Origin of the sequence: Citrobacter sp. RHB35-C17 (assembly GCF_013816795.1) — a bacterium.
GTDB lineage: Bacteria > Pseudomonadota > Gammaproteobacteria > Enterobacterales > Enterobacteriaceae > Citrobacter_A > Citrobacter_A amalonaticus.
On sequence record NZ_CP057150.1, the window covers coordinates 4,456,078 to 4,470,458 of the forward strand.

The 14,381-nt window shown below is 56.4% G+C and carries 11 protein-coding genes; 4 read left to right on the plus strand and 7 right to left on the minus strand.

From position 1 onward, the window contains the following. Positions 1-22: 22 nt before the first annotated feature. Both HVZ37_RS21170 and HVZ37_RS21175 read right to left on the minus strand, forming a co-directional pair. Positions 23-343 (minus strand): PTS fructose-like transporter subunit IIB, encoded by a 321-nt coding sequence (locus HVZ37_RS21170; RefSeq protein WP_044257490.1) that lies wholly within the window; start codon positions 341-343, stop codon positions 23-25. A gap of 15 nt (positions 344-358) precedes the next feature. Beyond that, entirely contained in the window at positions 359-1,438 is a 1,080-nt protein-coding gene (locus tag HVZ37_RS21175) for a PTS fructose transporter subunit EIIC (protein ID WP_044257488.1), read from the minus strand. Positions 1,439-1,746: 308 nt separating this feature from the next. Between HVZ37_RS21175 and ptsP the strand changes: the two genes are divergently transcribed. The 3 genes from ptsP to HVZ37_RS21190 are packed head-to-tail and all read left to right on the plus strand — an operon-like array spanning position 1,747 to position 6,038. Continuing rightward, on the plus strand, positions 1,747-4,248 hold the full coding sequence (ptsP, locus tag HVZ37_RS21180) for a phosphoenolpyruvate--protein phosphotransferase (RefSeq protein ID WP_181627949.1): 2,502 nt from the start codon (positions 1,747-1,749) through the stop codon (positions 4,246-4,248). Positions 4,249-4,259: 11 nt separating this feature from the next. Then, positions 4,260-4,922, plus strand: a complete 663-nt coding sequence (fsa, locus tag HVZ37_RS21185) for a fructose-6-phosphate aldolase (protein ID WP_042998940.1) — start codon at positions 4,260-4,262, stop codon at positions 4,920-4,922. Between the two features lie 12 nt (positions 4,923-4,934). Further along, positions 4,935-6,038 carry a glycerol dehydrogenase gene (locus HVZ37_RS21190; RefSeq protein WP_042998939.1) on the plus strand — a complete coding sequence of 368 codons (1,104 nt, stop codon included), beginning with the start codon at positions 4,935-4,937 and terminating at the stop codon, positions 6,036-6,038. Positions 6,039-6,082: 44 nt separating this feature from the next. Here the strand turns inward: HVZ37_RS21190 and HVZ37_RS21195 are convergent, their stop codons facing one another. The 4 genes from HVZ37_RS21195 to HVZ37_RS21210 form a co-directional block, all read right to left on the minus strand. After that, complete coding sequence (locus HVZ37_RS21195) at positions 6,083-6,988, minus strand: DMT family transporter (RefSeq protein ID WP_156595535.1); 906 nt, start codon at positions 6,986-6,988, stop codon at positions 6,083-6,085. A gap of 108 nt (positions 6,989-7,096) precedes the next feature. Further along, entirely contained in the window at positions 7,097-9,277 is a 2,181-nt protein-coding gene (gene katG, locus HVZ37_RS21200) for a catalase/peroxidase HPI (RefSeq protein ID WP_042998937.1), read from the minus strand. A gap of 165 nt (positions 9,278-9,442) precedes the next feature. Next, positions 9,443-10,333, minus strand: coding sequence for a methylenetetrahydrofolate reductase (metF, locus tag HVZ37_RS21205; RefSeq protein WP_042998936.1), 891 nt, complete (start codon positions 10,331-10,333; stop codon positions 9,443-9,445). 157 nt (positions 10,334-10,490) lie between these two features. Then, a complete protein-coding gene (locus tag HVZ37_RS21210; protein WP_042998935.1) occupies positions 10,491-11,396 on the minus strand; it encodes a LysR family transcriptional regulator in 906 nt (301 codons plus the stop codon). Positions 11,397-11,483: 87 nt separating this feature from the next. Between HVZ37_RS21210 and HVZ37_RS21215 the strand changes: the two genes are divergently transcribed. Then, positions 11,484-11,855 (plus strand): carboxymuconolactone decarboxylase family protein, encoded by a 372-nt coding sequence (locus tag HVZ37_RS21215; protein WP_181627950.1) that lies wholly within the window; start codon positions 11,484-11,486, stop codon positions 11,853-11,855. 91 nt (positions 11,856-11,946) lie between these two features. Here HVZ37_RS21215 and metL read toward each other — a convergent pair whose 3' ends face one another. Beyond that, positions 11,947-14,379: a bifunctional aspartate kinase/homoserine dehydrogenase II gene (gene metL, locus HVZ37_RS21220; RefSeq protein ID WP_046401646.1), complete on the minus strand. Its 2,433-nt coding sequence runs from the start codon at positions 14,377-14,379 to the stop codon at positions 11,947-11,949. Positions 14,380-14,381: the final 2 nt, after the last annotated feature.

A 14,381-nucleotide genomic window follows, 5' to 3' on the forward strand; every position in this document is an offset into this window, starting at 1 on the left:
CGCCATCCGGAACACAAAAAACTTATGCGGTTTGCGCCAGATGCGCGCCAATCTTGTTCATAATCGCGTCGGCGCGTTTTACCGCATCGCTGATGTTGACACGGACGATAGTCTTACCAGCAAAACGCTCCTCAAATTTAATCCCGATATCCTTGGTCAGAATGACGATATCAGCCTGTGCCACATCAGCGGGTGTCAGTTCATTTTCCAGACCAATGGAGCCCTGCGTCTCCACTTTCACTTCCCAGCCTTTCGCTTTGGCTGCACTTTCCAGCGCTTCAGCGGCCATATAGGTATGTGCGACACCTGAAGGACATGCGGTTACTGCAATAATTTTCGTCATGACGCCACTCCTCACTTAATTAATTTCAAAATCTAAATCCAGATCGTCTTCTTTCTCGTCGGTCTGAGAGACATTCTTGCGCGCCAGGCTTTTCAGCACGTTCACACAGATAGCCGTCACCACCGCACCTACCGCCACCGCGGCGACATAACCCAACTTACCTTCAACCACCGGCAGAACAATCAGTCCACCCCAGCCTGCGTAACACTGAGCGCCGAACAATGCCGCCGTGGCCGCACCACAGGCCGAACCCAGCATGATGGAAGGAATGACGCGCAGCGGGTCAGCGGCAGCGAAAGGAATCGCCCCTTCGGTAACGCCCACACATCCCATCACCAGCGCCGCTTTACCGGCTTCGCGCTCTTCAGAAGAGAAATTTTTACGCCCCACCAGCGTCGCCAGTCCTAAGCCCAGCGGCGGCACGCAGATCCCGACCGCCGCAATGGCCACGACGGTGTAAACCCCCTGCGCTACACAAATCAGCATGAAGGCGTAGGCCACTTTGTTGATCGGGCCGCCCATGTCAAAGGCCAGCATCAGCCCCATAATCACGGCTAACATCACGATGCTGCCCTGCTGCATGCCTTGCAGCCACTGGGTCAGACTGGCGGTCAGCGCGCCAACGGGTTCGCCCAGTCCCCACATCATGATGCCCGCCGTAATAAAGGTCCCGATGACAGGAATCACGAAGATGGGCATGACAGAACGCAATACCTTATGGACCGGAATTTTTTTCAGGTAATACACCACAATGCCGCCGATAATCCCGGCAATCAGCGCCCCGAAGAACCCGGCGCCGAAGCTGTTGCCTACCCAGGCACCAATCGCGCATGGTGCCAGCGCGGAGCGTTCCGCAATGGAATAACCAATGTACGCCGCAAGGAAAGGCACCATCAGGGTCAGCCCGGCCACGCCGATATCAAACAGCTTTTTGAGATTCGGATCGGTCGCGGCATCAGGCACCGCCCCTTTCCCATACAGCATGACGGAGACTGCCAGTAAGATGCCGCCCGCAACCACAAAGGGGATCATATGCGACACCCCCGTCATCAGATGCTGACGGGTATTTTTCAGGATGTGTACCAACTCATTCATAAGTCGCTCCCGGGCAGGTGTTTGCCCATATCCATAACGTTGTTGTGGCAAACAATAGGCAATCCGCAAGGTCGCAGACAGTGGATAAAAAGGCCATTTACTGGATTTTTGTAATGTCAGTACAAAAATGCGATCCGCTTCATAAGTTGAAGGATAAGAGAATTCACGGATACCGGGAGGACTTGTGAACTGTCTCCCACTTTTCGCCTTACATTACATTTGTCCAGTTTTTGGCAGAATTGTCACATGGCAGCGAACAAGCAAGGCCTTTTATGCTGTAGACAGAAAACCGTTATGGGAGAAAGGCAATGGCCCTGATTGTGGAATTTACCTGTGAGCTGCCCAATGGCGTCCATGCGCGCCCGGCAAGCCATGTTGAGACCCTGTGTAACACCTTTACTTCACACATTGAGTGGCACAACCTGCGAACCGATCGTAAGGGCAACGCCAAGAGCGCACTGGCGTTGATTGGCACGGATACGCTGGCTGGCGACCCCTGCCAGTTGCTCATTACAGGAGCAGATGAATCCGATGCCCATCAGCGCCTGAGCCTGTGGCTGCGCGACGAGTTCCCCCACTGCGATGCCCCGCTGGCAGAAGCCAGTAACAGCGAATTAGAACCACTACCGGCTTCACTGACTCACCTGAACCCGCAGCTTTTCCGCGCCCGTAGCGTTTGCAGTGGTAGCGCGGGCGGTATCCTGACGCTTCTCTCTTCGCTGGATCTCAACGCGCTCGGCGAACTCCCTGTGGCAGGCGATGTGGAAAGCGAGCAGTCGGCGCTGGATCGCGGCTTAACGCTGCTGGTAAAAAACATTGCGTTTCGTTTGCTCGACAGCGACGGCACCACCAGTGCGATTCTGGAAGCCCACCGTTCGCTGGCGGGCGATACCTCCTTACGTCAGCATTTGCTGGCAGGCGTTTCTCGCGGCTTAAGCTGCGCGCAGGCGATTGTCGACAGCGCCAACCATTTCTGCGATGAGTTTGCCCGTTCCAGCAGTCGCTATTTGCAGGAACGCGCGCTGGACGTTCGCGACGTCTGTTTCCAGTTGCTGCAACACATCTACGGCGAAAAGCGATTTCCGGCACCGGGAAAGCTGACCCAACCCACCATCTGTATGGCGGATGAGTTGACGCCCAGCCAGTTCCTGGAACTGGACAAAACGTTCCTCAAAGGACTGCTTTTGAAAAGCGGCGGCACCACTTCGCACACGGTGATTCTTGCTCGTTCATTCAACATCCCCACTCTGATCGGTGTCGCGATTGACGCTTTAACCCCGTGGCTGCAGCAAGAAGTTTATATCGATGGCAATGCAGGAGCGGTGGTGGTCGCGCCTGATGAACCGGTCAGCCGCTACTATCAGCAGGAAGCCCGTGTACACGAGGCGCTGCGCGAGCAACAGCGCGTCTGGCTGACCCAGGAAGCGCGCACGGCCGACGGCATTCGTATGGAAGTTGCCGCCAACATTGCTCACTCCGTGGAAGCGCAGTCGGCATTTGGCAACGGCGCGGAGGCGGTTGGCCTGTTCCGCACCGAAATGCTGTATATGGATCGGCTCAGCGCTCCGGACGAGAACGAGCTGTACAACATTTTTTGCCAGGCGCTGGAATCCGCACAGGGGCGCAGCATTATTGTGCGTACGATGGATATCGGCGGCGATAAGCCCGTTGATTATCTGAATATTCCTGCTGAAGCCAACCCGTTCCTCGGCTATCGCGCCGTGCGTATCTATGAAGAGTACGCCGCGCTGTTTACCACTCAGCTCCGGTCGATCCTGCGCGCATCGGCGCACGGAAGCCTGAAAATTATGATCCCGATGATCTCCTCAATGGAAGAGATCCTGTGGGTGAAAGAGAAACTGGCGGAAGCCAAACAGCAGCTTCGCAATGAACAGATCCCATTTGATGAGAAGATCCCGCTCGGCATTATGCTGGAAGTCCCGTCAGTGATGTTCATCATCGACCAGTGTTGCGAAGAGATTGATTTCTTTAGTATTGGCAGCAATGACCTGACGCAATACCTGTTGGCCGTTGACCGCGATAACGCCAAAGTGACCCGCCACTACAACAGCCTGAACCCCGCCTTTCTGCGCGCGCTGGATTTCGCGGTGCAGGCGGTGCACCGTCAGGGGAAATGGATCGGCCTGTGTGGCGAGCTCGGGGCAAAAGGTTCCGTTCTGCCATTGCTGGTCGGGTTGGGGCTGGATGAAATCAGCATGAGCGCCCCCGCCATTCCTGCCGCTAAAGCGCGAATGGCGCAACTCGACAGTCGCGCCTGCCGACAATTGCTGAATCAGGCGATGGCCTGTCGCACGTCGCTGGAAGTGGAGCATCTGCTGGCGCAGTTCCGCATGTCACAGCAGGATGCCCCACTGGTCACCGCCCAGTGCATCACCCTCGACAGTGACTGGCGCAGCAAAGAAGAGGTGATCAAAGGAATGACCGACAATCTGCTGCTCGCCAGCCGCTGCCGCTACCCCCGCAAACTGGAAGCCGATCTGTGGGCTCGTGAGGCAGTATTCTCTACCGGGCTGGGCTTCAGCTTCGCCATTCCGCACAGCAAATCTGAACACATTGAGCAGTCCACTATCAGCGTGGCACGCCTGAAAGCGCCTGTCCGCTGGGGAGATGACGAGGCGCAGTTCATCATCATGCTAACGCTCAACAAACACGCGGCGGGGGACCAGCACATGCGTATTTTCTCACGCCTGGCCCGTCGCATTATGCACGAAGAATTTCGCAATGCGCTGGTGAATGCCGCGTCTGCCGACGCGATTGCCAGCCTGCTGCAACATGAGCTTGAACTTTAAGAGGAAGCAAAATGGAACTGTATCTGGATAGCGCCAATGTGGCGGAAGTCGAACGTCTGGCCCGCATCTTCCCTATCGCCGGGGTGACGACCAACCCGAGTATTATCGCGGCAAGCAAAGAATCCATCTGGGATGTTCTGCCGCGTCTGCAAAAGGTGATTGGCGAAAACGGCGTTCTGTTTGCCCAGACCATGAGTCGCGATGCGCAGGGAATGGTGAACGAAGCTAAACGTCTGAACAATGCCGTTCCGGGAATTGTGGTGAAAATCCCGGTAACCTCTGAAGGACTGGTCGCCATCAAGCAGTTGAAAAAAGAGGGCATAGTCACCCTGGGCACCGCCGTGTACAGCGCCTCTCAGGGACTACTTGCCGCGCTGGCGGGGGCAAAATATGTCGCGCCTTACGTCAACCGCGTAGATGCCCAGGGCGGAGACGGTATTCGCACCGTTCAGGAATTACAGACGCTACTGGAACGTCATGCCCCGAAAAGCAAAGTGCTGGCCGCCAGTTTCAAGACCCCGCGCCAGGCGCTGGACTGTCTGCTGGTGGGCTGTGAAGCAATCACCCTTCCTTTAGATGTAGCGCAACAAATGCTCGATACCCCTGCGGTAGAGTCAGCTGTTGAGAAGTTTGAGCAAGACTGGAAAAACGCATTCGGTAACATCAACCTGTGAGGGAAATAAGGTATGGATCGCATTATTCAATCCCCTGGTAAGTACATCCAGGGTGCAGATGTCATCACTCGTCTTGGCGAATACCTCAAGCCGTTGGCTGAACGTTGGCTGGTTGTTGGCGACAAATTTGTTCTCGGTTTCGCTCAGGGCGAACTGGAAAAAAGCTTTAAAAACGCAGGACTGGCGCTGGAAGTCGCGCCGTTTGGCGGTGAATGCTCGCAAAACGAGATCGACCGTTTGCGCAGCGTGGCGGAAAATGCGCAGTGTAGCGCGGTGCTCGGCATCGGCGGCGGTAAAACGCTGGATACCGCCAAAGCCCTTGCCCACTTTATGAACCTGCCTGTGGCGATCGCCCCGACCATCGCCTCAACCGATGCGCCCTGCAGCGCACTTTCCGTTATCTACACCGATGCTGGTGAATTTGACCGTTATCTGCTGCTACCGCACAACCCGCATATGGTTATCGTCGACACCAAAATCGTTGCCGGCGCCCCGGCGCGTCTGTTAGCCGCAGGGATTGGTGATGCGCTGGCCACGTGGTTTGAAGCACGCGCGTGTTCACGCAGCGGCGCGATCACCATGGCGGGCGGCAAATGCACTCAGGCGGCGCTGGCGCTGGCTGAACTGTGCTACAACACGCTGCTCGAAGAGGGTGAAAAAGCAATGCTCGCCGCCGAGCAGCATGTCGTGACCCCGGCGCTTGAGCGCGTGATTGAGGCCAACACCTATCTGAGCGGCGTCGGCTTTGAAAGCGGCGGTCTGGCTGCCGCGCACGCGGTTCACAACGGTCTGACGGCGATCCCGGATGCGCATCACTATTATCACGGTGAAAAAGTGGCCTTCGGTACGCTGACGCAGTTGATTCTGGAAAACGCGCCGGTTGAAGAGATTGAGACCGTTGCCGCACTGTGCCATTCCGTCGGTCTGCCGATTACGCTGGCGCAACTGGATATCAAACAGGATATCCCGGCGAAGATGCGTATTGTGGCAGAAGCCTCCTGCGCGGAAGGCGAAACCATTCACAACATGCCTGGCGGCGCAACGCCGGATCAGGTTTATGCCGCACTGTTGGTTGCCGACCAGTACGGTCAGCGCTATCTGCAAGAGTGGGAATAACACGCTCTACACTCCCGGCCTCGCCGGGAGTGTTTCTTATCTCATCAGGCCTGTTCGACCACCTGCACCTCACGCTTTTTCCGGCTGATAATTGCCAGCGCCATAACGATCAGCACAATTCCCCCACCCTCAACGGGACCGGGGTTTTCACCAAGCAGCCACCAGGAAAACAGCACGCTACAGACCGGCACCGCCAGGGTGCTTAAGCTGGCGATACTGGCAGGCAAATTCTTCAGGACAAACAGCCACAAACTCCAGGCCAGCGCCGTCGCCAGAATCGCGCTATATCCCAGCGCCCAGAGGACCACCGGCTGCCAGTCAACTTCCCGCTGCGGCACCAGCCAGGCCACCGCACTCATCACCAGCGCGGCATACAACATCTGCCAGGCCGTTAACGACAGCAAATCGACGCGTGGATGGCGGGTATAAAGACGTTTAGCGACAATGGCGCTCGCTCCCCAGCTGACTCCGGAGAGAATCGCCAGCAGAGCGCTCTTCAACGTTGATAAATTCAGTTGCCACGGTTGCAGCACAAGCAGTAACCCTATTGCGGCAATGGCAATTGCGGCGTATTGCAGGCGTCGCAGTCGCTCCCCCAGAAACAGCGCCGCCAGAATAACGACCCAAAACGGCATGGTATAGGTCAGGATAGCGACTTTCCCCGCCCCGCCGCTGACCAGCGCCCACTGACCGAAGCCAATCATCCCGCAGGTCTGCAACAGCGCAATCGCCAGCGTAAACCGAAACGGCGTCGGGTGCAGGCCACGGCCGCGCAAAAGGAGGACGAGGAATAATATTAAGGCTCCGAAGATACAGCGTAATGCAGTGAAGTCGAACGCGCCGATATAGCTCGTGACCTGCTTCATAAAAATCCAGCTATAGCTCCAGATAAGGGTAAGCAAGATAAGACCACCGATTGCCAGTGGATTGCCCTTTCCTGAGACAGACATGATAGATCCAGTAGATTGACGTTTCCTGCGGACACTATACCCCTACAAATACACTTCAGCGACTGCAAGCCGTCGCTGAAGCGGGGTCAGATTACATCAGGGGTGGGCTTACTGCAGGTCGAAACGGTCCAGGTTCATCACTTTCACCCATGCCGCAACAAAGTCCTTCACGAACTTCACGTGCGCATCGCTACCGGCATACACTTCCGCCAGAGCACGCAGCACCGCATGAGAGCCAAAAACCAGGTCCGCACGAGAAGCGGTGTACTTCACTTCACCTGTCTGACGATCGCGACCTTCAAATTGTTCGTTTGACTCATCAACCGGTTTCCATTCATGACGCATATCCAGCAGGTTGACGAAGAAGTCATTACTGAGTACACCCGGACGATCGGTAAAGACACCATGTTTACTGCCGTCGTAGTTCGCGCCAAGCACGCGCAGACCACCCACCAGCACGGTCATTTCTGGTGCGGTCAGAGTCAACTGCTGCGCTTTATCGATCAGCAGAGACTCTGTTGTTGCCACGCCAGGTTCACCGCGATAGTTACGGAACCCATCGGCGATCGGTTTGAGGAGCTCAAACATCTCAATATCTGTCTGATCCTGACGCGCATCCACACGACCAGGCGTAAACGGCACATGAATGCTGACACCTGCAGCGCTGGCGGCTTTTTCAACCCCCACGACACCGGCAAGAACAATGATATCGGCCAGCGACGCTTTAGCGGAATCACGCTGGATTTTCTCCAGAACCGGCAGCGCACGCGTAGCAATCGCATTGACATCCCAGCCGCGCTGCGGCGCTAATGCCAGACGCGCACCGTTCGCCCCGCCACGTTTATCCCCCCCGCGGAAGGTCGACGCAGACGCCCACGCAACGGACACCAGTTCACCGACAGAGAGACCGGAATCCGCGATGGCAGACTTCAGGCTCAGGATATCTTCTTCCGTTGGATTGAAGGTGGGTTGCGGCAGCGGGTCCTGCCAAATCAGATCTTCTTTTGGCACTTCCGGACCGATGTAACGCGCTTTCGGCCCCATATCACGGTGGGTCAGTTTGAACCACGCACGGGCGAAGGCTTCGTTAAACGCCTGCGGATCGTTCAGGAAACGGCGGGAAATTTTTTCGAATTCCGGATCAAAACGCAGCGTCAGGTCGGTGACCAGCATCGTCGGCTTACGTTTTTTCGACGGGTCGAATGGATCAGGAATGATTTCTGGCGCATCGACTGCTTCAAACTGGATGGCGCCAGCCGGACTGCGCGTCTGTACCCACTCATATTTGAACAGGTTCTCGAAGAAGTAGTTGCTCCACTGGGTTGGGGTTTGCGTCCAGACCACTTCCAGTCCGGATGTAATCGCATCCGCGCCCACACCGCTACCAAAATCACTTTTCCAGCCTAAACCCTGGTTTTCGATCGGTGCCACTTCCGGGTCCGGGCCGACGTGCGTCGCCGGGCCTGCGCCGTGGGTTTTCCCTAATGTGTGACCGCCGGCAATCAACGCAACGGTCTCTTCGTCGTTCATCCCCATGTTGCCAAAGGTTGCACGAATCGCTGAAGCCGCCGAAAGCGGTTCACCGCTGGCGTTAGGACCTTCCGGGTTAACATAGATCAGCCCCATCTCGGTGGCGGCTAAAGGACGTTTAGCCAGCTCTTCTGGATCACGGTGGGCAAGCCACGTTTTCTCATCGCCCCAGTTTACATCCAGATCCGGTTCCCAGACGTCCTCACGACCCGCACCGAAACCAAAGGTACGGAAGCCGGAGTTTTCCAGCGCAACGTTACCCGCCAGAATAAACAGGTCGGCCCAGGAAATTTTTTGTCCGTATTTTTGCTTGATTGGCCACAGCAGACGACGCGCCTTGTCCAGACTCACGTTATCCGGCCAGGAGTTCAGGGGAGCAAAACGCTGCTGTCCGCGACCTGCGCCGCCGCGTCCGTCAACGGAACGATAGGTACCAGCCCCGTGCCAGGCCATGCGGATAAACAGACCGGCATACGTTCCCCAGTCAGCAGGCCACCACGGTTGAGATTCGGTGAGAAGCGCTCTGAGATCGCCTTTCAGCGCGGAATAATCTAATTTGCTGAATTCTTTGCGGTAATCGAAATCTTCACCCAGCGGGTTTGAGCGATTGGAATGTTGGTTTAACAAGTCGACGCGGAGCTGGTTAGGCCACCAGTCACGGCTGGTTGTTCCTGCTCCAGCGCTCTGGTCATGGCCGCCCTGATGAAAAGGACATTTTCCGGCGGACGTCGGGTTATGGATATCGTCTGGCGTGCTCATCTATATGCTCCCTTTACAGTGTTTACATTACGATATACACCTACAGAGATAAGATATAGTCGAAAAAATCCACAGATTCGATAGCCGATACCTTTTATATTTTTAGTTACAGAGATGTAGATCAAAATGAGGTGTAATAAAGCCCTCCGGGGAGGGCCGAGGCATTTAGATACCGGGTCTGACACCCAGGGTGTGGCAAATGGCATAACTCATTTCAGCGCGGTTAAGTGTATAGAAATGAAAGTCTTTTACGCCTTCCCGGCTTAAAATTTTCACCATGTCCATGGCGATATTTGCTCCCACCAGCTTACGGGTTTCCGCATCGTCATCGAGGCCATTAAACATTTGTGACATCCACGCCGGAATGCGCACATTGGTCATATCGGCAAACTTCTTCGCCTGCTTAAAGTTCGAGACCGGCAGAATGCCAGGAATGATTTCCACGTCGATACCCGCAGAGACGCAGCGGTCACGAAAACGCAGGTAGCTTTCGACGTCAAAGAAAAATTGGGTAATGGCGCGGTTCGCCCCGGCATCCACTTTACGTTTCAGGTTGAGCAGATCCGCCTGCGCGCTTTTCGCTTCCGGATGCACTTCCGGGTAAGCGGCGACGGAGATATCAAAGTCGGCCACCTCTTTCAGCAGGCTCACCAGGTCGGCAGCATACATATCGGGCTTACCGCTGCCTGCCGGCAAATCGCCGCGCAGCGCAACGATGTGGCGGATTCCGTTGTTCCAGTAGTCCTGTGCAATAGTACGCAGTTCATCGCGGGTCGCATCAATACAGGTCAGGTGCGGTGCGGCTTCCAGACCGGTGCGATCTTTAATCCCTTTGATGATGCTGTGCGTGCGATCGCGTTCGCCAGAGTTGGCGCCGTAGGTTACCGAAACAAACTTCGGCTTCAGGCTGCTCAGGCGATCAATGGAATTCCACAGGGTTTGCTCCATTTCACTGGTGCGCGGCGGGAAAAACTCGAACGAAACGTTAATCTGACCCTGGACTTCCGCCAGGCTCTGATTCAGGGCTTCCCGCTGGTTGGCGTGAAAAAAGCTCATACCTTACCTCATCAATCGCTTGTCATTATATGTTGTGTTGTGAACATCTATCCGTTTAGACGTCCAGATGTAAAAATGACGGAAAAGCACGATGACGTCAACTGAAAAATCATCGTTGATGGTGAGGAAAAGTCAGGGAAGATGAAAAAAATTCACGTTAGTGGGCTATACCAGCGGACAGCATCATGCTTTTCAGCCATTGTAAGCGGGCAGCGTTCTCCGGCAACATCGCCAGCCCCGCCTGAATGCTGAGTTCACCCTCGCTCAGTGGTCGAAAAACCACGCCCTGACGCTGAATAGCGGCAAAGGAAGCAGGGAATAAGCTCAGACCATCGCCATGGGCTATTCGCGCCAGCAGAACGTCATGCTCCAGCGGCTCTTCAAGACAGGCAGGAGCGTAACCCACACGCTGAAAGCGTGCCCGCGTAGCGTCAAAGAAGGCCGGATTTCGTTCCCGGCTAAACCAGAACAGCGGCCGGTGATTAAGTGCTTTCAGGGAGAGGGTGTCACTGCCAGCCTCTGACCAAATGGCAGGTAGCGCTGCGATGAGCGGCTCACGCCAGTCGAGCGGCGTGATGGTCAGTCCGGCGGTCTCCAGCGGCAACGCCACCACGGCAGCATCCAGTTTTCCGCGTCGCACCTGACGTATGAGATCGGGCGAGCCCTGGCGCACAAGACGCAGGGTATCAACCCGGGTATTCAGTTGCGTTTCCAGCGCGGCGAAGACGCCCTGCTCAAATGCCGTCGTCAGCCCCAGACGCAACGACTGCACGCCGTCTGGCGCAAGCTGATTCAGGGCCGCATAGGTTTTATCCTGCTGTTCCAGCAGCGGACGCACGATCTCCAGCACGCGCAGCCCCTCATTCGTCAGCGTCAACCCTTTGGTATGACGGACAAACAGCGTCACCCCCAGACGTTCTTCAAGCTGGCGTATATGGCGGCTAAGCGGCGGTTGCGACATAAACAGTCGCAGGGCTGCCCGGCTCATGTTGTTCTCTTCCGCCACCACGGCAAAGTAACGCAGCAAGCGAATATCCAGAGAGTGCAGAAGCGGTGTTGTCATACCGAAAAGGTATCACGGAAACGGTATTATCCAAATCATTCCACCCACCCTATCCTCACGTCATCACTAACAGATGAGGAAGACACTATGCATTCAGAACGCTTTATCACCGGTCAGAACATGCTACAGCAGGTTGATGGCAAAGGCGGCGATGCCGTCGTCGAGAGCCTGAAGGACATCGCTCCCGACTTCGCTCGCTATCTGATTGAGTTTCCTTTTGGCGACATTTATTCCCGCCCCGGACTGGATTTACGCAGTCGGGAAATCGCCACCGTCGCCACCTTAACCGCACTGGGCAACGCCGCACCGCAGTTGAAGGTTCACATTGCTGCCGCGCTGCATGTCGGGTTAACGCAGGAGGAGATTATTGAGGTCATGATGCAGATGGCAGTGTATGCCGGTTTCCCGGCGGCGCTGAACGGTCTGTTCGCCGCAAAAGAGGTGTTTGCTGGTCGGTAACACGCCGGACAGGATGCTGAAGCATCTTATCCGGCCTGAATTACGCCCGAACCATCGGCCGGATAAGCGCACTGCACCATCCGGCAAAAAACTACAGCAGCTGCGCCAGACGGTTAATATCCGACTGAATCGCCCCGGCAGTGACGTCACGCCCGGCACCGGGCCCGCGGATCACTAACGGGTTATCGCGATACCAGCGGCTTTCGATAGCAAAGACGTTATCGCACGGCAGCAGCGCTGCCAGCGGATGCTCCGGGCGAACCGCTTCCACGCCAACACGCGCTTTGCCATTGGCGTCGAAACGCGCCACATAGCGCAGTACCAGCCCCATTTCACGGGCCGCTTCCAGACGCTGCACCATCTGATCGTTCAGCTCATCGCCATTCTCAAAGAAGTGGTCGATTGAGCCTTCTTCACAATGCGCGGGAACCAGCGACTCAACGCGGACCTGATCCGGCTCGATGTCGTAGCCTGCTTCGCGTGCCAGAATCACCAGCTTGCGCATCACATCTTTACCCGACAGGTCAACGCGCGGATCCGGCTCCGTCAGTCCCTGTTGCCAGGCCTGATCCACCAGATCGGTAAACGGCACAGAGCCATCAAACTGCAGGAACAGCCAGGACAGTGTGCCGGAGAAGATCCCGCTGATCGACAGGATGGTGTCGCCGCTGTCGATCAGATCGCGCACGGTGTGGTTGATCGGCAACCCCGCACCCACGGTTGCGTTATACAGCCAGTGGCGCCCGGTCTTATCAAACGCGTCGTGGATCTGGCGATACTTATTGCTGGTGCTTGCACCGGCCAGTTTGTTCGCACTAATCACGTGAAAACCGTGGCTGGCAAAGTCGAGATACTGATCGGCGAGCTGTTCGCTGGCGGTCACATCCAGCACCACCAGATCGTCATACGGATGCGCGCGCATCCACAGGAACAGCGACTCTTCATCCTGTTCAATGGCTTCATCATTGAAGAACGCCAGCGCCCGGCTGGCGTCCAGCCCTTCGTAGTTCAGCAGGCTGCGACGGCTATCCACCACCCCAGCCAGCACAAATTCAAATCCGGTACGCGCCGAGAGCGTGCTCTGCTCGCGGGCAAACAGCTCAAGCCAGCGGGAGCCGATGTTGCCCTTGCCGAAAAGCACAAGGCCGATGCGTTTTTCAGCGCGGAATATGGACTGATGCAGACCCTGAATCAGGCTCTCCGTTGGGCCGGTACGCAGTACGGCCACCAGGCTGATGCCCTCTTCCGACTGCCAGGTAAATTCTACCGGCTGTCCTTTCAACTGTTGCCAGAAACGATGGCAGTGCAGCGGGTTACGGGTGACGCCTGCGCCCACCATCGCCACCAGCGCCAGCCCCTGACGCAATCGCAGTTCACCCGGCAGACCGGCTTCATCGAGGATTCGCAAGGCGCTGTCGGCCACTTCCGAGGTATAGCAAAACTGCAGCAGATGACGATCGGTATGGACGCCAACGGCCAGCGGACGCACCTGTGCACGCTTGAGGACCTGATCGATATCTTTATGCGCCTGCTTAAAGTCCTGGCTGGCAGGGACCTGAAATTCAATCAGGCAGACGTCATCATGGCTGGTCACGATACGCGCACCGGTCCCGGAAGCTAATACACGCTCAATGCGCGTGGAGCCTTGATCTGGCGTATAACTACAGCGCAACTGAAGATCGATATCGCTGCCAGAAACCGGCTGCAGCGTACGGGCGTGCAGAACCGGTGCCGCCAGACGCGCCAGCTCGCTGGCTTCATCCAGACGCAGCAGCGGCAGCAGGCAGGCATCTTTGACTTTACGCGGGTCAGCGCTGTAAACCCCGGCCACGTCACTCCAGATGGTAACGCGGGAAACGCCCGCCAGCGCGCCAATCTGCGTGGCGGAGTAGTCAGAACCATTACGGCCCAGCAGCACCGTTTCACCCGCATTACTACGACTGATAAAACCGGTCACGACCAGACGTTTCTGCGGATGCTGGATCAGCAGTTGCTGTAATAGCGGGTAAGAAAGCCCTTCATCCACCTGCGGTTGCGCAGCGCGCTCAGCGCGTAAGAATTCACGCGCATCCAGCCAGGCCGACTCCATGCCCTGCTGATTGAGCACAGCCGACATCAGACGCGCTGACCATACTTCACCGTGGCCCACGACTTCCGCATAAACGGCGTCATTCACGCCGCTGTCCAGCAGATTGGCCAGACGTTCCAGATCGCTGATAAACAGGCTGGTTAATGCCTCCGCCACGTCGGCGGGAAGCAAGCCGCTAATCAGTTCACACTGATAGCGTCGCAGGGTCTGTTGTACCTGATGCGCAGAGAGGCGATCGGTCTGACTTAATTTCAGCCAACTGATCAGTTGGTTGGTCGTACTGCCCGCAGCGGAAACCACCATCATGTCGTCAGGCTGTGAGTATTCCGCCATGATGCCCGCGACGCGCAGATAACACTTCACGTCAGCCAGACTACTACCACCAAATTTGTGCAGTTGACGACCCTTCGCCCCTGCCTGCGCAATCACACTCATGT